Source organism: Rheinheimera sp. B2H12 (assembly GCF_059620065.1).
Genome location: NZ_CM184363.1, coordinates 4,706,227 through 4,726,928, shown reverse-complemented (window position 1 = coordinate 4,726,928; position 20,702 = coordinate 4,706,227). Strand labels below are relative to the sequence as shown.

19 protein-coding genes are annotated in these 20,702 nt (G+C 51.8%); 10 read left to right on the top strand and 9 right to left on the bottom strand.

The genetic code is table 11. The annotated features are described in order from the left end of the window. Window positions 1-31: 31 nt before the first annotated feature. A complete protein-coding gene (locus AC53GJ_RS20155) occupies window positions 32-1,549 on the bottom strand; it encodes an MFS transporter (protein ID WP_496730188.1) in 1,518 nt (505 codons plus the stop codon). A gap of 353 nt (window positions 1,550-1,902) precedes the next feature. Here AC53GJ_RS20155 and AC53GJ_RS20150 point away from each other — a divergent pair, with 353 nt between their 5' ends. After that, window positions 1,903-2,319, top strand: a complete 417-nt coding sequence (locus tag AC53GJ_RS20150) for a hypothetical protein (RefSeq protein WP_496730187.1) — start codon at window positions 1,903-1,905, stop codon at window positions 2,317-2,319. A 45-nt stretch (window positions 2,320-2,364) separates the two neighbouring features. Here AC53GJ_RS20150 and AC53GJ_RS20145 read toward each other — a convergent pair whose 3' ends face one another. The 5 genes from AC53GJ_RS20145 to AC53GJ_RS20125 form a co-directional block, all read right to left on the bottom strand. Further along, window positions 2,365-3,237 (bottom strand): HDOD domain-containing protein, encoded by an 873-nt coding sequence (locus AC53GJ_RS20145; protein ID WP_496730186.1) that lies wholly within the window; start codon window positions 3,235-3,237, stop codon window positions 2,365-2,367. Between the two features lie 145 nt (window positions 3,238-3,382). Then, entirely contained in the window at window positions 3,383-3,517 is a 135-nt protein-coding gene (locus AC53GJ_RS20140) for a DUF2256 domain-containing protein (protein WP_496730185.1), read from the bottom strand. Between the two features lie 69 nt (window positions 3,518-3,586). Further along, window positions 3,587-4,051, bottom strand: coding sequence for a hypothetical protein (locus tag AC53GJ_RS20135; RefSeq protein WP_496730184.1), 465 nt, complete (start codon window positions 4,049-4,051; stop codon window positions 3,587-3,589). Window positions 4,052-4,156: 105 nt separating this feature from the next. Next, a complete protein-coding gene (locus AC53GJ_RS20130) occupies window positions 4,157-6,010 on the bottom strand; it encodes a M48 family metallopeptidase (protein ID WP_496730183.1) in 1,854 nt (617 codons plus the stop codon). Between the two features lie 5 nt (window positions 6,011-6,015). Further along, a complete protein-coding gene (locus tag AC53GJ_RS20125) occupies window positions 6,016-6,606 on the bottom strand; it encodes a LemA family protein (RefSeq protein WP_496730182.1) in 591 nt (196 codons plus the stop codon). Window positions 6,607-6,769: 163 nt separating this feature from the next. On the opposite strand from AC53GJ_RS20125, the gene glpE reads away from it, so the two are divergent. Both glpE and AC53GJ_RS20115 read left to right on the top strand, forming a co-directional pair. Continuing rightward, complete coding sequence (gene glpE / locus AC53GJ_RS20120) at window positions 6,770-7,093, top strand: thiosulfate sulfurtransferase GlpE (protein WP_496730181.1); 324 nt, start codon at window positions 6,770-6,772, stop codon at window positions 7,091-7,093. A gap of 6 nt (window positions 7,094-7,099) precedes the next feature. Beyond that, a complete protein-coding gene (locus AC53GJ_RS20115; protein WP_496730180.1) occupies window positions 7,100-7,939 on the top strand; it encodes a rhomboid family intramembrane serine protease in 840 nt (279 codons plus the stop codon). A gap of 50 nt (window positions 7,940-7,989) precedes the next feature. On the opposite strand, the gene AC53GJ_RS20110 is transcribed toward AC53GJ_RS20115, so the two are convergent. Then, window positions 7,990-8,403, bottom strand: a complete 414-nt coding sequence (locus AC53GJ_RS20110) for a flagellar basal body-associated protein FliL (protein WP_496730179.1) — start codon at window positions 8,401-8,403, stop codon at window positions 7,990-7,992. A 207-nt stretch (window positions 8,404-8,610) separates the two neighbouring features. Here AC53GJ_RS20110 and AC53GJ_RS20105 point away from each other — a divergent pair, with 207 nt between their 5' ends. The 5 genes from AC53GJ_RS20105 (at window position 8,611) to AC53GJ_RS20085 (ending at window position 12,749) form a co-directional block, all read left to right on the top strand. Further along, complete coding sequence (locus tag AC53GJ_RS20105; protein WP_496730178.1) at window positions 8,611-9,171, top strand: chorismate--pyruvate lyase family protein; 561 nt, start codon at window positions 8,611-8,613, stop codon at window positions 9,169-9,171. Continuing rightward, the gene (gene ubiA / locus AC53GJ_RS20100; protein WP_496730177.1) at window positions 9,172-10,035 is read left to right on the top strand and encodes a 4-hydroxybenzoate octaprenyltransferase; all 864 of its coding nucleotides are present in this window, start codon (window positions 9,172-9,174) and stop codon (window positions 10,033-10,035) included. Window positions 10,036-10,149: 114 nt separating this feature from the next. Next, on the top strand, window positions 10,150-10,566 hold the full coding sequence (locus AC53GJ_RS20095; protein WP_496730176.1) for a DUF3429 domain-containing protein: 417 nt from the start codon (window positions 10,150-10,152) through the stop codon (window positions 10,564-10,566). A 95-nt stretch (window positions 10,567-10,661) separates the two neighbouring features. After that, window positions 10,662-11,993: a peptide-methionine (S)-S-oxide reductase MsrA gene (gene msrA / locus AC53GJ_RS20090; RefSeq protein WP_496730175.1), complete on the top strand. Its 1,332-nt coding sequence runs from the start codon at window positions 10,662-10,664 to the stop codon at window positions 11,991-11,993. 135 nt (window positions 11,994-12,128) lie between these two features. Further along, on the top strand, window positions 12,129-12,749 hold the full coding sequence (locus tag AC53GJ_RS20085) for a DUF642 domain-containing protein (RefSeq protein WP_496730174.1): 621 nt from the start codon (window positions 12,129-12,131) through the stop codon (window positions 12,747-12,749). 50 nt (window positions 12,750-12,799) lie between these two features. Here the strand turns inward: AC53GJ_RS20085 and AC53GJ_RS20080 are convergent, their stop codons facing one another. After that, window positions 12,800-13,714 carry an AraC family transcriptional regulator gene (locus AC53GJ_RS20080; protein ID WP_496730173.1) on the bottom strand — a complete coding sequence of 305 codons (915 nt, stop codon included), beginning with the start codon at window positions 13,712-13,714 and terminating at the stop codon, window positions 12,800-12,802. A 167-nt stretch (window positions 13,715-13,881) separates the two neighbouring features. Here AC53GJ_RS20080 and AC53GJ_RS20075 point away from each other — a divergent pair, with 167 nt between their 5' ends. Further along, window positions 13,882-15,087 carry a hypothetical protein gene (locus AC53GJ_RS20075; protein ID WP_496730172.1) on the top strand — a complete coding sequence of 402 codons (1,206 nt, stop codon included), beginning with the start codon at window positions 13,882-13,884 and terminating at the stop codon, window positions 15,085-15,087. A gap of 47 nt (window positions 15,088-15,134) precedes the next feature. Here AC53GJ_RS20075 and AC53GJ_RS20070 read toward each other — a convergent pair whose 3' ends face one another. Further along, on the bottom strand, window positions 15,135-17,240 hold the full coding sequence (locus tag AC53GJ_RS20070) for an amidohydrolase family protein (RefSeq protein WP_496730171.1): 2,106 nt from the start codon (window positions 17,238-17,240) through the stop codon (window positions 15,135-15,137). Between the two features lie 209 nt (window positions 17,241-17,449). On the opposite strand from AC53GJ_RS20070, the gene AC53GJ_RS20065 reads away from it, so the two are divergent. Further along, window positions 17,450-20,701, top strand: a complete 3,252-nt coding sequence (locus tag AC53GJ_RS20065; RefSeq protein ID WP_496730170.1) for a DEAD/DEAH box helicase — start codon at window positions 17,450-17,452, stop codon at window positions 20,699-20,701. The last annotated feature ends 1 nt before the right edge of the window (window position 20,702 follow it).

Sequence of the window (20,702 nt, the reverse complement as noted above, 5' to 3'; positions counted from 1 at the left end):
AAACACCTGTCAGCAGCACAGGTCAGTTTTATCAATGGTGATCACTTTTAATCGTCAGTACGTACAAGGCCGCCAGCAGCAGACTGCCAGCCCCTAATGCCAGTGCGTAAATAGCTTCACCGTGGAAAAATACTTTCAGTAAGCTGCCAAGCACAGCCGCCGCAAGTAACTGTGGTAACACGATGAAAAAGTTAAACATGCCCATATAGACGCCCATTTTGTGGCTGGGCAGTGAATCTGCCAGCAAGGCATAGGGCAGGGACAGGATCGATGCCCAGGCGATACCGACGCCAATCATCGACAGCCATAACAAGGAAGGATCTTTGATCCACAAAAACGACATCAGGCCCAAAGCGCCACAGATCAGGTTCAGGCTGTGGCTGATTTGTAGCGAGCTGCGTTTCACCACCCAAGGGATCAGAATGGCAGCGATGGCGGCAAAACCGTTGTAAATCGCAAACAGCAGACCCACCCAGTCAGCGCCATCGTTATAAGCGGCGCTGGTTGGATCTGAACTGCCATAGTGCACTGAGGTTACTGCCGCTGTGGTGTAGATCCACATCGCGAATAATGCAAACCAGGAGAAGAATTGCACCACCGCCAGCTGTTTCATCCGCCGCGGCATACTGAACAAATCATCCACAATCTGCACCAGCATGCCAGAGTTCGTTTGGCTGGCCGTTGTATTGCTGCACAAGTGCTGCTTTTTCAGCTGGCTGGCCAGATACTGCAACAGACCAAAAGCCAGTAAACACCCCCCTAACACATACAACTGCTGATCAAGACTGAACTGATAAACCAGCACCAGCGCTGCCAGGCCCAATACCGCAAACACAGTACCAGTTTGCCAGTAAAAACGCTGATTCAGCGGTTCAGTGCTGCTGTGCTGCTGCTCGGCAGCTTCAAAGGCGGCCAGTTGTGCCGGGCTGTACTCGGTGGAGCGCATCACTGTCCAGAGCACGCTGGCAAACAGCACCACACCACCGGCATAAAACGAATATTTCACCGCTGGCGGAATTTCGCCGGCAGCTGCAGTGTTGGCAACATCAAACCAGTTATTCAGAATGTATGGCAGGGCTGAGGCGACGACGGCGCCGATGCCAATAAAAAAGCTTTGCATCGAAAAACCCAGCGGCCGTTGTTGCTGGTTCAGATTGTCACCGACAAAAGCGCGGAACGGTTCCATGGTGATATTAATGGACGCATCTAAAATCCACAGCATGCCGGCAGCCATCCAAAGACTGGGCGAATTTGGCATAAAAAACAGCGCCATAGTGGTTAAGACGGCGCCATAAAAGAAATAGGGCCGACGGCGGCCTAATTTATTCCAGGTGCGGTCACTGAAATAACCGACGATCGGCTGGACCAGTAAACCGGTCAGCGGACCGGCGATCCATAAGATCGGAATTTCGTCGATGCTGGCGCCTAAAGTTTGAAAAATCCGGCTGACGTTGCCATTTTGCAAGGCAAAACCGAATTGGATCCCTAAAAAGCCGAAACACATGTTCCAGATTTGCCAAAAGCTGAGCTGAGGCTTTGCCTGCTGCATGATGATGATTCCCCGTCTGCAAAGCCTGCGAAGGTGGCAGGCAAAGTTGTAGCATAGCAGATGCTAAGTTACTGGTTATATTATGAACTCTTTGGCTGATCCCGGCGCTTGTGCCGGACCGGCGTGGCTGAGCTTTGTTGTTGTGTCCGCTTTGATAACTTGAATTGCCAGCAACAACAAGATGAATACGTATTCAACTGCCCAAGGCTGGTGCAATCTGCGGCCGGATTGGACTGACTATCGCGATGTAGCCCAAAAGCAGTGCAATCTACCTGATCACAGGGTAAGCTGTTTTTTTCATCAATCCAAACTGGCTGCGACAGTGATGTCAGCCATCAGCAAAAGGAAACCGCATGTTGTTGCAGCAACTGAAAAGGATGGTTTGTCTGTTGGGCTTAAGCCTGATGCCATTGGTTACGACTGCGGCAGCCCATCCGTTAGAAGGGAGTTGGCGCCTGGAGTCCGGCGTGGTTTATCAGAATGGCCAGGCCATTGAATATGCCACCGCCAGGATGCAAAGTATTAAAGTCGTTGCCGGCAATCATTTTAGTTTTGTCAGCCATAAAAATAACCAGTTTTATGCCGCCGCAGCGGGCAGCGTACGCATTTTGCAAGACCAATATATTGAAGTGCCTGAATTTGCTTCGTATGCGCCATTAATTGGCCAGCAGTTTCAATTCAGATTTCAGTTGCAGCAGGACCGCTGGCTGAATGAACGTTATGAAGCGGGTCAATTAGTGGAACGGGAAGTGTGGCGGCGGTTGCCCTGAAAGCTGAACTCAGCACGGCAAACTGCCGTGCTGAGGATGGTTCTGTTAGCGGTGGAAGTGGTTTTCAATGCCGTTTTGTAATAAATAATCGCCTAAATCCGGTAACTGCATTTCATCCAGTTCCAGCAGATCCAGAATGGCCTCGCCATGCAGTCGCCATTCCTGCTCGTTGGCAACACCAAATAAAGCCGCTTCTTCGCCGGTTAAATACTCGGCCAGTTTCAAAATGGCGAACAAGCGTTTGGCATATAAATCGGTCGATAACAACATTTGTTCGGTGGAGTGGTGATAAGCAATCACCTGAACAATTTCCGGCGCCAGCCCCCAGGCTTCTGCAATCAGATAACCCAGCGTTTCATGGTTGGTATGGAAATAACGTTGTTCGATATCACAGAATGCCAGTTGATTGCTCAGACCCACTTTCATCACTTTGGCGTAATCCGGAAACTGCGCCTGGATCAGCGCAATACCGGCGTTGTGAAACAGGCCTATTGAATAACAGTCATCGACACAATCACTGCCAAGCCTTAATTGTTGTGCAATCAGCATAGCGGCACTGCCGACATTCATCGCGCTGTTCCACAATTTCAGGGTAAAAGGATCGCTGCGGCCGTCACTTAAAGTAAATCTCAGCACCACACTACTGACCAGTTTGATCACCCGGTTCAATCCGAGATATTTACAGGCATGTTCAATCGAGCTGATTTTACGTCTTAAGCCGAAATAAGCGGAATTAACGACTTTGAGGGTAAAACCAGCAATACCGACATCCATATTGATTAAGGTCGCTATGGTATTGATATCCGGATCTTCCAGTTCGATTTCCTGCTTGATCCGCAATAACACATCAGGTTGCGGCGGTATGGTAAAACCGGCCAACGCGTTTTCGACCATAGACATATCAATAGGTTTAACCATGCACCAGACTCCGGCAGCAGACTGCAATGTGTAAATGGGGCTGGCGCGGCCAGCACAGAAAATCGTTCTAGTATATCCAGCGCCAAGCTTTTGGGTAGGGGGCACCCTAAAAGATAGTCTGTAGCGGTTCAAAGCGACAAGGTGCTTAGCTTTGGCGACGGCAACGCTCGGAACAGAATTTCACTTGCGGCCAATTCAGTTGCCATTTTTTCCGCCAGCTAAAAGGCCGGCCACAGCGCGGGCAAATTTTTTCCGGCAAATTGAGTTTGTGATGTGTCATTAAAACTGCCTGCAGGCAAAAACGCTATCTACGGCGGCGGCAGCTAACCGGATCCGGTCCACTGTGACTTTATGAATCCAGGTAGGGCCGGCCTGCCATCATTTGCTGTTGCAACTGCAATTCGGCATCACTGTCGGACAACTGCAAATCACCAAACTGGACATCAAACTGAATTAAATCATCCTCTGGCAGATGCTGGGCAATCAGTTTATCCGGCACATGACCGACCTGGCGGTAGGCATTAATGGCCACTTGCGCCGCTTGCTCCATCAGCATGAAAAAGTAACCTAACGGGAAGGTTTGAAATACCTGAGCATCCAGTTGGGCCCAGCCAAGTAAATCACCACTGATACTGCCATCGGCATGATCGGTAAATAACAGCGATACGGCTGGAAACGGCGGATTTTCACCACTTTGATATTCCTGCATATCCTGTTCACTGAATAACAACACATAACCAAAGGCCGGACAGCCTTCAGCATCCATATCATCAAAGGCTGCGTCGTAAACTAAAAACAAGCGTTGTTCAGACATGGGGTCCACCGACTTAGAAACAGGCGCATATTCTACCTAAGCTGACGAGATAGCTAAAGGATAAATTACGCCCGGCATGACCCAAGGGTATGACGCAGGCACAGATCAAGCCGGCCAAGGCACCGGAATGTGCAGCAACATCGCCATCGCCTGCAACAATAACTGCTCATTGGCGAGCTGGTGCTGATCGGCCCGCACAGCAGCGTTTAACATCTGCCATAACAGTTTTTTCTGCGCTGGTGGACAACGCAGCAATTGCGGTAGCATGGTTTGTAAGCTGCTCAGACTGGCCGCCGGTCGTGCCGTTGTGGCAGGCAGTTGCAATAGGATCAAACCAACCAGCCAGGCACTTTGCCCGGCCGCAGCGGTTGGATTCTGGCTGGCACAAACACTGAGTAGTTGTAATATCGGCGCCGACGCTGTCGCTAAAGTCTGCCGGCTGCTGCTGTCGGCCTGAAATTGGTTTTGCACACAATAATGCAACCAGTTCAGCAACGACCATTCCAGCAAATCCTGCTGACCGTCCATGGTACTGAGCGCGGCCGCCAATTGCCGTAATTGGGCAAACTGACTGGCGCTGAGTTGTTTTAAGGTCGGGATCAGCAGTTGAAATAGTTGCAGTTTCTTTAAGGGTTGTAGTGGCCTGACTTGGGGTAACCACTGCTGGCACTGGCTGACAAAATCAGCGCCACCATGCTGCTGCAACAAGCTAATCTGCTGATCGAAAAGAGAATCTAATGAGTCCGGCACCAACAGACAACAACATAATAGGGCCGGTGCAGCACGCACCTGGCGACAGCCATCAAGCAATGCCGCATCCCATTCTGCCAATGATACTGTTGTGGTCTGGAGCGCAACTGCACAGGCACCAGAGAGCTGCGCCGATGTGTGCGAGCTGGCCGCAACAGCTGCAACCTCAGTCGTCGGCTGGGCTTGGTCAAAACCGGTCTGCAATCTGGCAATCCGTTTGGATAATGGTGGATGGGTGGCAAACAGTTGGGTCCAGCGCTGCAGTGCTTCGGCAAAAAACAAGTGGGTCAGCTCATCCGCATTCGGGTGCTGGATACGACCATGTTGCTGATGGTGGGCAATCTGTTGCAAAGCGCCGGCCAAACCTTGTGGATTGCGGGTAAATTGCACAGCACTGGCATCTGCCAGATATTCCCGTTGCCGGCTCACCGCTGCTTTAATCAGGTTACCAAACACAGAGCCAAGATATCCGAGCAGCATCAGACCAAGCGCCAGCAATAATAATGGCGCGCCACCGTCCTTACTTTTACGGCTGCCATTGCTGCCGGCACCGCTGCGCAGCAAAAAGTAACCGGCATGGCCGACAAATAAAATGCCATGCAACCAAGCCAGCAGCCGGATATTTAACCGCATATCACCATTGAGAATATGACTAAATTCGTGGGCGATGACGCCTTGCAACTGTTCGCGGTTGAGTTGCTGCAAGCAACCTTCAGTGACGCCAATCACCGCATCGGCAGCGCTAAAACCGGCGGCAAAGGCATTGATGCCTGGTTCAGCCAATAGATATACCGGTGGTACTGGTAACTGAGCTGCGATGGCCATTTCTTCGACCACGTTCAGTAAACGCAACTGGGCGGCATCGGCCTGCGGGTGATCCAGGCGCCGTCCACCCAACGCCAGTGCCACCACCTGACCGCCTTGTCTGAGTTCAGCTTGCTTGAGCAGGATAACCACAGTGATGACGAACAGCACCAGGGCACTGGTTATGCCTATCACTGGCCAAGGCAAATCTGACCACTGCGGTGTTGCGGCCAGTTCAGTCAGCACCGGCGTTGGCTCGTCGGCAGCCATCATGATGGCAAAAGTCAGGCAGACCAGCAGATTCGTCAGCAGCAATAAACTAAGCACGGCCAACCCAAACAGTACGACCAGCCAGCGGGTATTTCGGCGGGCCTGATCCTGGGCGGCAAAAAAATCGATCGCCATCGGCGTTAGAAACTAACTTTAGGTGCGGCTTGAATTTGGGCGCTGTCGGCAAATTCCAGCAGCCGGGCATCCTGCTGATGGCCAAAAGCGCCGGCCAGCAGCACAGGTGGAAAACTTTGTTTGTAACTGTTATAGCTGGTGACGGCGTCATTAAAAGCCTGCCGGGCAAAAGCCACTTTGTTTTCGGTACTGGTCAGCTCTTCGCTGAGTTGTTGCATATTCAGACTGGCTTTCAGCTCTGGATAGGCCTCCATCACCAGGCTGAATTTTTGCATGGCGCCTTGTAACGCAGCTTCCGCCCCGGCCAGTTGCTGAATGGCACCACTATCCCCGGGATTGTTGGCCGCGACTTTCAGATTGCCGGCAGCGGTATTTCGCGCCTGGATCACGGCTTCCAGCGTATCGCGCTCATGCGCCATATAAGCTTTGGCGGTTTCGACTAAATTCGGGATCAGGTCATAACGACGTTGCAACTGGACTTCAATTTGGGCAAAGGCATTTTGAAAACGATTTTTCAGTTTCACCAGCTCGTTAAAGATGGCGATGCTATAAAGCAGCACTAACCCAATGATTAATAAAGTGATCAGACTGAACATACGTTTGACTCCCGCTGAATTGATGGTGGCGTAACCAGAACAATCTGGCATCGTTAATATGAAGTTAATAGCCTGATGCGATGAATGCAAGTTTTTCTGCGGCTGCTATTTTTACCGCTTTGCGCTACCATGCGCTTTTCAAAAGCCAGCAGTGGAGACGCAGATGTCAGATTTTCAGCATATTTCAATCACCGACACCGTGACGAAATTACAGCAAGGTGAGGTGGTGATTGCCGATATTCGGGATGAACAAAGTTTTCAGGCAGCCCATATTGCCGGCGCTTTTCATCTGACCAATGGCACTTTGCAGCAATTTATGCAGCAACATGAATTCAGCCAGCCGGTGGTGGTGGTGTGTTATCACGGCAACTCAAGCCGGGGGGCGGCGCAGTATCTGGTGCAACAAGGTTTTGAGCAGGTCTACAGTATGGATGGCGGTTTTGAAGGTTGGCGACATAATTTTCCTCATGTCAGCAGCCAGGATTAAGCACTGATGCAACAAGTTGCGGAACTCTACTCGGCTGCTCAGGCGCGGGTGTTTGCTGATTATTGTCTGAGTTGCGGTTGGGAAGTCAGTCTGGTCACTTTAGAACCGCAATTAATCGCCTTATACAGCGCTGACCATTGCGCTGCTGAAGTACTGACTGCGCTGCAGGAGTTTGCCAGTGCGCCGGATGCGGCGAAATATAATGCTGCCGCCTGGCAGCATGGTGTGCCGCTGGCGCAACCGATGGATTCAGGCCTGCATCAGCTGTGGCGCCAGATGCGTGCAGCGGCCGGACTCTGGACTCAGGCGGTGGCTTATCTTTGTGTGCTGGTATTTATCCTGCAACAAGTCTGGCCCGGCGACACTTATCAGGCGCTGAAGTTTTTTAGTGCGGCGCAGTGGCAGCAGTCCTGGCTGGACTGGCGTTGGCTCAGCCCGGCGTTGTTACATTTTTCTGCTGCGCATCTGATGTTTAATCTGCTGGCCTGGTGGTTGTTTGCCGGCCGGATTGAACAGCAACTGGGGGCGGGTCCTTTACTGCTGATGTCGTTGTCGGCGGCATTACTGAGTAACTGTGCGCAGTTTCTGCTACAAGGTGAGCATTTCGGCGGCTTGTCTGGCGTGGTTTATGCTGTGCTTGGTTTTATCTGGATCTACGGCTGGCGTTTCCCGGCGCAAGCGCTGCGGCTAAGTCGCTGGGATATTGGTTTGGCGCTGTTTTTCCTGCTGCTTGGCTTTATGGATCTGCTGTGGGTCAATACCGCCAATTGGGCCCATTTAAGTGGTTTGCTTGCCGGTATGGCCTTTGCGCTATTGCAACCGGTTGCAGCCACACAGCGCCATTAGACTGGTAGCGCTAGATTGCCTGCCGCGCTGGATGCCTGCGGCAGGGGCTATTACTGATACAAATATTTAGTGAACAACACATCCTGCACCACGGCAGCACCGGTTTCTTTTTTCATCAGCTCATTGAGTTGATTCAAAATTTTAATCCGGATTTCTTCGCGGCCGGTCAGAGACTTGATGGAATCTTCCTGTTCTTTGCCAAACACACTGACGATGGCATTGAGGATCATGGGCTCATGATGTTCCACCAGCGGCAGAAATTTCTCATCTTTAATCATCAGCTCCATTGTCACCCTGACATAACCTAAACTCTTTTGGCCGGTGGTGACATAGTTGGTGACAATGTCAGGATCAAAGCCGTAGTACACCACTTTGGCTTTAGCCGGCGCGGCAGGCGCTGCGGCTTGTTGTGCCATCACCAGGCTTGAGCAAAACAACAAAATAAGCGCTGTAAAATTTTTCATTGATACCACACTGAGTGAAACCAGATTGATTATGTTAACAAGTGTACCTGAGGCCGTGGCGGCTGGCTATCCTGTTAACAGGGCCAAAGAGCCGGATTTTGTCGCTCAGTGCAGTGAATATGTATTGATTTGGCTGCGAGCGCAATTCAGGGCAGCAGATTTAACTGTGCGCAGCTGGCATTGCTGAAAAAAACCGATGAAGTTGTTATGATGCCGCCTTCAGAATGGGCTGCAGTTGTGATGACCATGACGCAAGTAGATAATATTTTTGATTTTTCTGGCTGGAGTTTGCCGCAGCAGCATCAGATCCCTTCAGGCTGGCACGATTGGCTGCTATGTCCGGGTTCACTGACTGCCCGGCTGAAGGCTTATGATCCGGCGTTCAACCTGCAACTGCTGCAACAACAACAGACCGCTTTACCGGCGGCACTGGCGGTGCGCTGGCAACAAGCCATTGGCATCAAACGGGAAGTGTTATTACTGCTGGCTGGCCAGCCTTGTGTCTTTGCGCAAAGCTGGTTACCGCTTAGTACAGTGCTGGCTTTACAACAGCTAAGCCAGTTGGGCAACCAGCCGTTGGGGGAAGTTATTTTCCAGCAAGCTGATGTACAACGCAGTGCGATTGAAGTGGCCTATTTTCACGACGGTTTACAGCTGGCGGCGGTCGACGATGTCAACTGGCCATGTTGGGGCAGACGTTCCTATTTTGCTGTGCAACAACATGAATTGCTGGTGCAGGAAGTGTTTTTATCAACTCTGGATACTTAGATGAAATGGCAATTACAGGCCAGCCACTGGTCTTATTATCAACAACTGATGAGGCTGGATAAGCCGATTGGGACCTATTTGCTGTTGTGGCCAACGGGTTGGGCTTTATGGCTGGCCAGTGGTGGTTTGCCGGATTTACCGCTGATTGCCGTGTTTGCTATTGGGGTATTGCTGATGCGCTCGGCCGGTTGTGTCATCAACGATTATGCCGACCGTGGTTTTGATGGCGCTGTGGAGCGCACCAAAAACCGCCCATTGGCAGCCGGACTCGTCAGTCCGGTTGAGGCTTTGCAGTTGTTTGCCGTGTTGGTGTTGTTGTCCGCCAGTTTGTTGTTGTGGCTGGACTGGCAGACGGTGTTGCTGGCACCGGTGGCACTGGCACTGGCGGCTTGTTATCCGCTGATGAAAAGGGTCACCCAACTGCCACAAGTGGTGCTGGGCGCAGCATTCAGTTGGGGAATGGTGATGAGTTTTATGGCGGTGCAGGGGCAGTTGCCATTATTGTGCTGGTTGTTATATGGCGCCAATTTATGCTGGACTGTGGCCTATGACACCTTTTATGCCATGGTCGACCAGGTTGACGACGAAAAGATTGGGGTGAAATCCAGCGCCCGGTTCTTTGGTCGTTATACCCTGTGGGCTATTGCGTTGTTACAACTGTCGATGCTGGCGTTACTGGAATGGGCTGGAGCTATAGCAGGCTTGGGCCAGCCTTTTAGTATCGCTTTGCTGCTGACGCTGGTGTGTTTTTTCTATCAACATAGGTTGGCCCGACAAGGCCGCGATGGCTGTTTCCGCGCCTTTTTGCACAATCATTATGTGGGCGCCATTATTTTTGTCGGTATCGCCCTTAGTCTGCCTTAGTCAACAACGGCTACGCCAGACTGCGGCCGGATCCAATCTGCTGTTGTTGCCGTATAGTCACTACACAGCAACAACAGTCTTCCTTCGTGCAGCATCAGATGAGAACAGCGCCAGATGAAATTCTTACAAGTGTTAGGTTATGCCGGTTTAATTCCTTTTCTGTTACTGACACTGCTCAGTGCATTTCCACTCTGGCCTGAGCTGCAGGCGCCGGCATTATTTCAGCGTTACAGCGCAATTATTCTGGCCTTTATGGCTGGTGTGTTGTGGCCGGTCTGGTCGCAACAAGCACCGCTGCGGCCGCTGGCAGTCTTTGCCGTCAGTATTCCGGTGCTGAGTTTTCTGGCCGGCTTATTACCTGATGTCTGGTTGATTGGCATCGAATTGTTGTTGTTTCTGGCTTTACGACTTGGTGAGCGCTGGTTTGGCCTGGATCAACTGTACCACCCGGCTTATCTGAAATTACGCCAGCGGCTGACCAGGGTGGTGCTGTTATGCCATGGCCTGATGTTGTGGTTGTTGCTCAGTTGAGCCAGGTCTTGATTTACCTGGTTGAATGTAAAAACCCTCTTCACCGGTCTTGATGAACAGCCCACGGGTGGCAAATGAATGTTCCGGAGTGACTGATGAAAGATTGGATATTGGCTTGTTGCACTGCAACAGCGATATTGCTGGTAACCCTGTTAGTGTGGCCACTACCTGGCCGCAGTCAGATGGAGCTGAAAACGGCAGCCATGGCAGTGCCTTCGGATATGGCAGGCACTGTGCAGTTAGAATCTATTGTGTTGGGGGCTGGTTGTTTCTGGGGCGTAGAAAAACGTTATCAGGCATTGCCGGGCGTGCTAGATGCCGTGTCTGGTTATGCCGATGGTCGTGGTTTAGCGCCAAGTTACGCGGTGATCACGCAGCCTAAATACCGGCAGGATCCGAATAATTTTGCTGAAGTGGTGAAGGTCACTTTTAATCCGCAAATCATCAGTACCGAACGCATCTTACAGTTTTATTTTGAACAACATGATCCAACCCAATTGAACCGGCAGGGCAATGATATTGGCACTCAGTATCGTTCGACTATTTTGTTCAGCACGCCGCAACAGCAACAGACAGCGCTCAGGGTCAAGGCTGCTTATCAGCAATTGCTGGATCAGGCCGCTGGTTACGGTCCTATTGTGACTAAAGTCGCAGCCCTTGAGCGCTTTTATCCGGCCGAAGACTATCATCAGGATTATCTGGCGAAAAACCCAATGGGTTATTGCCCTGATCATTCGACGGGGGTGCGTTTTAGTGTCAACACGGCAACAGCAGCGCCGGACAATATGCCTTTACTGCAAGGCAAACAGATTCTGGTGATTGATGCTGCTGACTACTGTCCTTATTGCGAGCAGTTTAAACAACAAGTAGCGAACGATTATCGCGGTACTATTCCGCTCACGTTCCGGTTGGCATCGCAGTTACAGGGGCTGACGCTGAAGACACCGACCTGGGCCACCCCGACTATCCTGTTTTTGCAGGACGGCAAAGAAGTCTTTGGCCGGCAAGGCGCGATGTCGGCTGCCGATTTTTACCGGGCTTTGGGTCACTTTAAACTGGGTGAATCAGAGGCATTTAATGTCGCCTTTGATGAAGGCACCGATGGCCGTTTTTGTCAGCAATATGAAATTTTCAAAAATACCCCGGATGGTGTTTTTATTGACAAACTGAGCGGTGCTGCTTTATTTGACACCCGCGATCGTTTTGATTCCGGCACGGGCTGGTTGTCTTTTACTAAAGCAATCGCCGGCGCGGTGCTGGAAAAACCGGATCACCGTTATGGCATGCAACGCACCGAAATTCGGGCTGCACAATCCGGGATTCATTTAGGCCATGTGTTTGAAGACGGTCCGGCCGGGCAACGGCGTTTTTGTATTAATGCCACAGTGTTGGAGTTTGTGCCCAGAACTGCGGCTAATCCATCTTAACGCCGGTTTGACTACCCGACTTGACTGAGCAGCGGCAAAAATTTGCCGCTGCTTAAAAATAATACTGTTCAGACCAGTGTCAGGCCTGTAAAATGCCCGGCACAGGCAATATCGCCGCCCCAGCAGTCCGGAGCTATGATGCAGTTATTCAGTCTGAAATCCCTGATATTTGTTGCGCTGCTGGCACCTGTCGCCAGCCACGCCAATTTGATTCTCAATGGCAGCTTTGAAGCCAATAACTTACCGAAAAACAGCTGGACTGTGATGAACAGCAGCAAAGTCAGCGGCTGGCAAGGCAGTAACATTGAGTTATGGCACCAATTATATAATGTGAAAGCGGCTGATGGCCTGATCCATGCCGAGCTGAATGCCGATGGCGGTAATAGTGGCGCCTGGTCTATTTTTCAGCCTTTTACCACTGTGACTGGTACCCGTTATGATCTGTCGTTTGCGTATCGCGCCCGCGCCAGTGAAAACGAATCTTTCCGCGTCACAGTCGCGGATTTAAATCAAATTGTGGATGACCATAAAACCAACAGCTGGAGCTTATTTAAAACCAGTTTTGTTGCCACTGATACCACCACAACTTTGCGTTTTACCTCGCTGAACAATGGCACTGTCGGTAATTTCCTTGATGACGTCAAAGTGCTGGCCAACCCGGTGTTGCAAGCTGTACCGGAAAGCCCGGCCTGGCCTCTGTTGATGCTGGTTGCCGCCGGTCTGTTCTGGCGTCGCTGCGCCACCAAACGCAGTTAAGTCAGTCCTGCCGTGAGTAGGCCGGAAGCCTGCGGGCTAAAGGCCGAACCTTACTCGCCGCGCAGTGGTAAATAAATATCGGTGATCATCTCGCTTTCGCTGACGTCGGGGAAAAATTTAACCCGTTCAAAAAAGAGTGGAAAATCGCCTAACTGCTGGCCGCTTTGCGGTAACCATTGCTGATATAAATACTGCACGGCCTGTCCAATCCGATCATCACTGCCATAATGCCGGATCCGGGCGCAGCAACCTGCTGCTAGGGTCAAGCGGAACACCGCCGGGGCATCGGCTGCGATGGCTGCCGGCAATGGCCGATCGGCTGGCCAATGTGCCAGACTGCAGGCCAGATCAAATCTATGTTCGTCCGCACTGACCTGACTGGGATCGTCATACAACAGGTTAAAAGTCCGGCTGCGCTCAGGCGGCAACTGATTGGCCCGGCGCCAGGCAATAAAGTGGCGAATCGTCTGGCCCAATAACTGTGGTGCGCCTCGATGACTCATCACAGCCAGCGGTAGGGCCGGCACTTCGACCAGTTCAACCTGATAACTGAGAGTATTGCCCATAGTACGTGTCCTTAGCTGTCTGACTTTTTGATACTGGGTTTGCCAGTATTGCCAGTCGGGGTTTTGACGAAACTGACTGGGATTTTGCGCAAAAGCACGGCCAAAGGCACGGCTAAAGCCGGCATGGCTGTCATAACCTGCCTGTAGCGAAATTTCAATAATGGAGAGCTGTGGCCGGTAGGCCAGTTGATAAGCTGCCCGTTTCAGCCGCAATTGTCTGAGTAAGGTCATCACCGGCATGCCAAAACAAAGTGAGCACCAGCGATGAAAATGATACTTCGACAAGCCAACTTCAGCACACAGGCTCTCCAGATTGAGGTTATTCTCCAGTTGTTGGTCAAGCAGTTGCTGGTCAATCAGTCCGAGCACCTGGCTGAGCCTTACTACTCTGTTTGCCATTTGAAATTCCTGTGTGGTATTTGCTTTATCATAATGACAGCCAGTGACGGAGGCTTGACCGAAATTGCTGTTGCAACATTTTTTTGCGTTAGGACCTTGTCGTTTCCACATTGACTCTGTTTCGGACAGGGTTGATAATCCGCCACGTTATTAACATGGAGGTTACAATGAAGATCCTGATCCGACCAAGATCAACCGCAGTAAATTTTGCTCATTTGCTGTGGTGGCGCAGCTTTGTTGCAGCATGTGGGCTCTGCTGGGTAGCTGCACCGCTGCTTGCCAACGCCGGCCAGCCACAACGCGGCTTGTTTAACGTCGAAACTGTGCGAACAGCTACCCCGTATTATGTCGTGCCGCGCCAACTGGTGCAGTCATTCAGCCTGGCAGGTGAGCCTGTGTTGCTGGCGTTTTCACCGGATGGCCAGCAACTGGCAGTAGCTAATCAGCGGAGCGTGCCTGCTAAGCGCTCACCTGAGCCGCTGGTCGCGACTGAAGCTGTTGTGATGCCGGTTGATTTATCGTTGCCAGCCAAGTCGGTGATCCCCGCCACCAGCACCGCAGGTATTGCAGTCTACGGTGCTTTTGCTATTGAGATGACCTGGGCTGCCAGTGGCTTAGCACTGTCGGTTTCGGATGGCGATGAGGATCTCTATACATTTCATTATCTGTCTGCCACTGCACAGGTGCAAGAAACTGAGTTTCACGATGTGGAAGCTGAAGCTGCCTTAGAGGTGCAACAAAAAATTCTGCACTGTTTCCCTGATTGGTCACAGCAGGTGATCAGTAGCGGTGTGAATGGCATGCAATCGCCTTGGTTAACCGCTGGCAAAACAACGATTTTCCAACCTCATGCTACCGGGGTGGCGGCAGATATCTGGCTGCTGGATTTAGCGCTTTGCCAGCGCCGGATCTTGTTCGCCGAACCCACAGACGGGCAGTTTGTTCGTTATCAGGCTGCCGCGCAGCATGGCAATCAGCTGTTGTTGGCGGTGGAAACCGGTCCATTACAACAGCAGCATGGCCGGAGTTTGTTATTGTTAACTGATCTCAGCGAACAGCAGCTACGCTGGCAGCAACAATCCTACGTGTTAGATAAAAAGCACCAGCTAAAGACTCTGGTGCAATTAGGCTCACGACAATTATTGGTCGCACAGCAACCCTGGGCAGCATGCGGCAGTCAGTTATTTAGTTTATCCGCTGCTGGTTTGGTCGCTATCGCGCTGGATGGCGTGACCCTTTGTGCGGTGGCGGCGTCAATAGAAACAGGTCAACTCGCCTTATCCGTCAGTAAAAATTGGCAGCGCCCCCACGAAGCCCGGCCTGAGCAGGTTTGGCTGCTGCCGCCAGAGTTTTTACAACGTTTACCAGAATAGTGCAATTGGCTTGTTTGCAGCCGGGGCCGCAGCCCCGGCGCTGCAGCTTAATGTTTATGCTTGTGGTTGCGGCCAGCCTGACCAGTCTGCTGCGCTGGGGTGACTGCCGTTTTGATGATGGCAGGTTTAGCGCTGACAAAAGGCTTGATGCCAATGGCCTGGTATAAATCCGTTGGATAAATGGCTTTGCCCTGCGTGATCACCAATGTCAACTGCCGGATATTGCTGATGTCTTGGGTTGGATCTGCCTCCAGTAACAGCAGATCGGCATCTTTGCCGACACTGATACTGCCCTTTTGGTCGGCGACCTGACTGACCTGAGCTGCAGTCAGAGTGGCCACCTGCAAGGCCTGCGCCGGGGTTAAACCGGCTTTGACCAGCAGTTCCAGCTCACCCTGTAAGGTGAAGCCAGCCAATTCGTCAGTGCCCGCGACGACCACTACGCCTGCCTGATACAACATACCGACAAACTGCACCATTTTCGCATAGGATTTGGCATACAAAGCTGCAGTGGCGGCATCAGGGATATCCAGCTCGGCTGTGCTGTAAGTACGCTGCAGATCGGGCGGCAGGTGGCTGACGATGGCTTGCCATGGGTCGCCCACAGTGCCGTCGACTTTTTTCAGGAAATCAAAAGTGGCTAAGGTCGGATCAACCACCACAGCGCGGCTTTTCAGCAACTGAATATAATCCTGCACCGGCTGACTCTGCAGATCTAAGGCTGCCACTTGTTTGGCCGGCAGATAAAACCGCTCCAGGGTGCGGGTGTCCGTGTCGGGCTTGACCAGGAAATTCAGCAGTAACTGATTAATATGCTGAATTTCATCAAAGCCGGCGGCGACTACATCCTCAGCCTTTAAAAAGGCCGGCACATGGCCGCTGACTCTTAAACCACGGCTGTGGGCGTAGCTGACGGTATCTTTTAAAATGGTTTTGGGGAATGAGTTGTAAATTTTCAGCTGGTGATAACCATGGGCGGCATACCAGTCAATGGCCGCTTTAGCACCGGCCAGATCCTTCACCACAAAGCCGTTGCGGGCTGAATAGGGGCTTTCGCCTTCCAGAAAACCGGTCGGGACCACGCTTGGCGCCAGCAGATCGCCGGCGCGGGTTTCATCGATAATCGCCTGTAAGGTCTGGTTATCATTGCCCATATCCCGCAAGGTGGTGACCCCGGCCGCCAGATGCAACGGACCTTCCCAACGCGATAAATGGCCGTGCATATCAAATAAACCCGGCAATACAATGCGGCCTTTGCCGTCGATACTTTGGGCAACTTCGGTTTGCAAAGTACCGGTTGGGGTAATAGCGGTGATTTTACCGCGTAACAAGTATATATCACTGGGCTTGGTCAGGCTGGCGCTGTGGCTGTCAAAAATCCGCACGTTACGCAGCACCGTCAGGCCAGGCAGCGCTGTGGTTTTATCCTGTGCCAGTTGCTGTAATAACTGCGTTTCAGCCTGCTGCTGGATCGCGGCCATTTTGGTCGCGTTTTGTTGCCAGCCGTCGGCAATCAGCGTGGCATAACCCGGCGCGATATTGGCAAATAATCTGGGTTTGCTATCGGTGGTGGCCCACAAAAAGCTCGGTTCCAGCCCGACGCCGGTTTGCACCAATAACTGCACTTGCTGTTTTTCACCGTTCTTTTCGACCATCAGTTCGCTGACTTTTTGTTGTTGCAGCGTGCCCGATGGTAGCAGTGCAATACTATTGCCGCCGTTTTTGGCAATGGCCTGCAGCGCTATGCTGGAGATCTCGGCTGAACCTTCCACGGGCAGATACAAGGCCGGTCCGCTCAATTTGGTTTGCCCCTGCTGCTTGCCGGATTGCCAGCTGGCTTGCTGACCCTGGCGCTGGAATTTTTCGTCAATCACTGAACCAAAAGTGGAGTTGCCATTAGCCTGATAACTGGCAATGGTGCCGTCAGCGGCCAGGGTGATCTGTTCGTTTAATTCAGGTCCGCGGCCGTTGTCTTTGAAGATATAACGGACTTTGATACTGCCATCATCGGCAATATCGACAATCTGCTCGCCAGCTTTGACGCCGTTGTCGACCAGAATACTGTATTTATGTTGTTCAGCCGCCCAAGCCAGGCCAGACAGCAACGGTGAGCAGAGGCTGGCCAGCAGCAACGAAAGATAACGGACGCGCATCAGAAAAGTCCTTAGATCAGAAGAGGATGTTTACAGCACCATAACAAAAATACCGTCGCTGCGGCAATCTTCAGCCCGGCGGCAGAGAAAAAAACCACCGAATGCAGTTTTTTCCAGCAAATTGCGCTGGAATGGCCTGTGCAGACTTTGGCCAGCCCGGCTTTTGCGGTAGCATAGTCACCCCCTGACCTGAATGTATTGCAGACCTAATGTCCGACGCGGTTTTTCCTATCAGCGCTGCCACCCTGCAGCTGTGGTTTGATCCTGGTACTTTTCAGCGTGCCCGTGCTTACTGGCAGGCCGGTAAAGTGATTAAACTTGAATATAACGAAGAGCTGACGCAGATCACTGCCCAGGTGTGGGGCGAAGCGCTGACGCCTTACCGGCAGTACCTGTCGCTGAAACCGCATGGTGCCGAATGGCGGCTGACCGATGTTTGCACTTGCCCGGTTGGTGGACGCTGTAAACATGTGCTGGCGGTGCTGTTGAAGTTAAAACAAGTGTATGAACAGCAACAGGCTGGCAAGCAGCAATTACCATTACGGCAGTTAAATCAGTGGTTTCATGATGTGGAACGGCTGCATCAAACGGATCCCAGTGTGCAGAAACTGAAAGATGTGGTGCTGTACATTCTCAGTTATGGTCAGTCCGGCTTACAACTGTATCCGCGCCGGGTCAAAACCAATAAAAAAGGTGGTTATACCAAAGGTCAAACCATTGGGCCGCATGAATTTTCCGGTTATTTGCTGCCGTACTGGATTGAAGAACAGGACTTCCGGCTGATTAATCTGTTCCGCTCGCAAAATATCCGTGAACAATCGCTGTTAGAAGATGGCTGGGGTTATCAGTTGTTGCAACAACTGCTCGCTACTGGCCGTTGCTTTTTTGGCGAAGCCCGCCATCCTCTGCAGCAAGGGCAGCCGCGCCAGTTGCAATTAAAATGGCTGGAAGGCAAAGCCGGCCATCAGTTGATGTGGGATTTAGGCGACGACGCTGAGCTGGAAATTGTTTATACCGATCCACCTTGTTATCTGGACAGCACCCATTTTGTGCTCGGGCCTTTAACCACAGATTTAACCGGACGTGAACTGAAGTTGTTATCACGGATGCCGCCGGTGCCGCTGGACGTGGTGCAGGATAGCGTCAGTAAGTTGCAGAAATTATTTGGTAAAGTCAGCTTGCCTGTACCAACGGGCGTGGCGCTGGAACGGTTGGATATCACCCCTGTGCCTGTGCTGCAACTGCGGCAATGGCCGGTGGTCGCTTTAGGTAAAGTGGCTGCTGCCCGGCTCAGTTTCGCCTACGCCGAACATCTGCTGCCGCTGGATTTATCCCAGTCGCAGGCGGAAATTAGCAGCCCCGGCCGCACTGTGTTTATTAAACGTCAGCGTGCTGTTGAAACCGCTGCTCTGGAACGACTGCTGGCACTTGGGCTGGTGGAGCTGTCGCAACCGGATGATCCTGAACCTTCGTTGTTGAGTGTCGGGGATGGGCCGGAAAACCCGGAATTATGGCAACCGTTATTGCAGTCGCTGTCTGATCTGACGGCAGATGGCTGGCGGATAGAACAAGCGGAAGATTTTAATCTGAATATCCTGACGCCACCGGCCTATTTACAAGTGCAGGATGGCAAAAAAGGCGGCTTTGAGCTGGGCATTCAGGTCGATATTGATGGTCAGCAAGTGCCGCTGTTACCGCTGATTACCCAGTGGCTGCGACAATATGGCTTGCCGACCAGTCAGCAGCATATCTGGCTCAGTCTGCCGCAAGGCAAGCTGGCGCTGCCGGTCAGTCTGATCCAGCCGCTGATCGATACTATTGTTGAATTGCTGAATTTGCAAAAAACGCCGTTGTTATTGGAGTTGCCCGATTATAAAGCGGCGTTATTACCGCCGCCGGGCGCGGCGGAAATTCAGTACCTGAATGCTGGCCGGCTGGAACGGCTCAGCAGTCAGTTGCATCATTTTGACGGCATCAGCGAGGTGAGCAAACCGGTGGGTTTACAAGCAGAGTTGCGGCCTTATCAGCAACAAGGTTTAAATTGGCTTAGTTTCCTGCGCACTTATGGCCTGGGCGGGGTACTGGCCGATGATATGGGCTTGGGCAAAACCCTGCAAACCTTGAGTTATCTGCAAAGTGAACGTGAAGCCGGGCGCTTGCAGCAACCTGTGCTGATTGTCTGTCCAACCAGTCTGCTTGGTAACTGGCAGCAGGAAGCGGGTCGTTTTACCCCGCAATTAAGCGTGTTGCAGCTGTATGGCCCGAAGCGGCAGCATTGGTTTGACCAACTCAGTGACTACGACATCATTGTCACCAGTTATCCGTTGCTGGTGCGGGATATCGCCTTATATCAGCGCTGGCAGTTCAGTGCGGTAATTTTGGATGAAGCGCAGCATATTAAAAATTCAGGCAGTCAGGCGGCGCAATCGGTGCGACTGCTCAAAGCCGATTTTAAACTGGCCTTGTCCGGCACGCCGCTGGAAAACCATTTAGGCGAATTAAAATCGCTGTTTGATTTTGTGTTACCAGGCTTGCTGGGCACAGAACAGCATTTCCAACAAGTGTATCGTAAACCTATTGAAAAACATGCAGATGCCGAACGTTCAGCGGCGTTAAAACGCAAAATTGCGCCTTTTATCCTGCGTCGTACCAAAAATCAGGTGGCGACCGAATTACCGGAAAAAACCGAAATTCTGCAGTTGCTGGAACTGGAATCGGATCAACGCAACTTGTATGAAAGTATCCGGCTGGTGATGGAAACCAAAGTGCGGGAATTGTTTTTACGCAAAGGGGTGGCGGCCAGTCAGATTGAGTTTCTGGATGCGCTGCTGAAGTTGCGCCAGGCCTGCTGTGATGCCCGCTTGGTGCCGATTGAGCAGGCGAAAATGGTGAAACACAATGCCAAACTGCAATGGTTACGCGATAACCTGCCTGAAATGGTGGAAGAAGGCCGTAAGATCCTGTTATTCAGTCAGTTTGCCAGTATGCTGAACCTGATTGAACAAGAACTGCAGTATCTGAACATTTCATACAGCAAATTGACCGGCCAGACCAAAAAACGGCAGGAACAAATCGATGCTTTCCAGTTTGGTGGCAATTCAGTGTTTCTGATCAGCTTAAAAGCGGGTGGCACCGGTTTAAACCTGACCGCCGCCGATACTGTGATCCATTATGATCCCTGGTGGAATCCGGCGGCAGAGAATCAGGCGACGGATCGGGCGCACCGGATTGGTCAGGACAAGGCGGTGTTTGTTTACAAGCTGATAGTCCGGCATAGTGTTGAAGAAAAAGTTCAGAAGTTACAGCAGTTTAAGCAAGGCTTGGCCGATCAGTTGTTTGCGGGTGGTAAAGGCCAGGTCTGGCAGGGCAATGCGATGGATTTACTGGCTCTGTTCAGCGAACAGGAACCCGAACCTTTAGTGTTACCGGCAACGGCTCAGTTGCCTGCCGAGTTGGAATAAC

Bases quoted from the DNA above. Each gene is read 5' to 3' on its own strand.
- msrA (WP_496730175.1), top strand. From the start codon at position 10,662: ATGAAAGATTGGATATTGGCTTGTTGCACTGCAACAGCGATATTGCTG.
- AC53GJ_RS20140 (WP_496730185.1), bottom strand. From the start codon at position 3,517: ATGACACATCACAAACTCAATTTGCCGGAAAAAATTTGCCCGCGCTGT.
- AC53GJ_RS20135 (WP_496730184.1), bottom strand. From the start codon at position 4,051: ATGTCTGAACAACGCTTGTTTTTAGTTTACGACGCAGCCTTTGATGAT.
- ubiA (WP_496730177.1), top strand. From the start codon at position 9,172: ATGAAATGGCAATTACAGGCCAGCCACTGGTCTTATTATCAACAACTG.
- AC53GJ_RS20065 (WP_496730170.1), top strand. From the start codon at position 17,450: ATGTCCGACGCGGTTTTTCCTATCAGCGCTGCCACCCTGCAGCTGTGG.
- AC53GJ_RS20110 (WP_496730179.1), bottom strand. From the start codon at position 8,403: ATGAAAAATTTTACAGCGCTTATTTTGTTGTTTTGCTCAAGCCTGGTG.
- AC53GJ_RS20125 (WP_496730182.1), bottom strand. From the start codon at position 6,606: ATGTTCAGTCTGATCACTTTATTAATCATTGGGTTAGTGCTGCTTTAT.
- AC53GJ_RS20070 (WP_496730171.1), bottom strand. From the start codon at position 17,240: ATGCGCGTCCGTTATCTTTCGTTGCTGCTGGCCAGCCTCTGCTCACCG.
- AC53GJ_RS20130 (WP_496730183.1), bottom strand. From the start codon at position 6,010: ATGGCGATCGATTTTTTTGCCGCCCAGGATCAGGCCCGCCGAAATACC.
- AC53GJ_RS20150 (WP_496730187.1), top strand. From the start codon at position 1,903: ATGTTGTTGCAGCAACTGAAAAGGATGGTTTGTCTGTTGGGCTTAAGC.
- AC53GJ_RS20080 (WP_496730173.1), bottom strand. From the start codon at position 13,714: ATGGCAAACAGAGTAGTAAGGCTCAGCCAGGTGCTCGGACTGATTGAC.
- AC53GJ_RS20075 (WP_496730172.1), top strand. From the start codon at position 13,882: ATGAAGATCCTGATCCGACCAAGATCAACCGCAGTAAATTTTGCTCAT.
- AC53GJ_RS20155 (WP_496730188.1), bottom strand. From the start codon at position 1,549: ATGCAGCAGGCAAAGCCTCAGCTCAGCTTTTGGCAAATCTGGAACATG.
- AC53GJ_RS20095 (WP_496730176.1), top strand. From the start codon at position 10,150: ATGAAATTCTTACAAGTGTTAGGTTATGCCGGTTTAATTCCTTTTCTG.
- AC53GJ_RS20115 (WP_496730180.1), top strand. From the start codon at position 7,100: ATGCAACAAGTTGCGGAACTCTACTCGGCTGCTCAGGCGCGGGTGTTT.
- glpE (WP_496730181.1), top strand. From the start codon at position 6,770: ATGTCAGATTTTCAGCATATTTCAATCACCGACACCGTGACGAAATTA.
- AC53GJ_RS20145 (WP_496730186.1), bottom strand. From the start codon at position 3,237: ATGGTTAAACCTATTGATATGTCTATGGTCGAAAACGCGTTGGCCGGT.
- AC53GJ_RS20105 (WP_496730178.1), top strand. From the start codon at position 8,611: ATGATGCCGCCTTCAGAATGGGCTGCAGTTGTGATGACCATGACGCAA.
- AC53GJ_RS20085 (WP_496730174.1), top strand. From the start codon at position 12,129: ATGATGCAGTTATTCAGTCTGAAATCCCTGATATTTGTTGCGCTGCTG.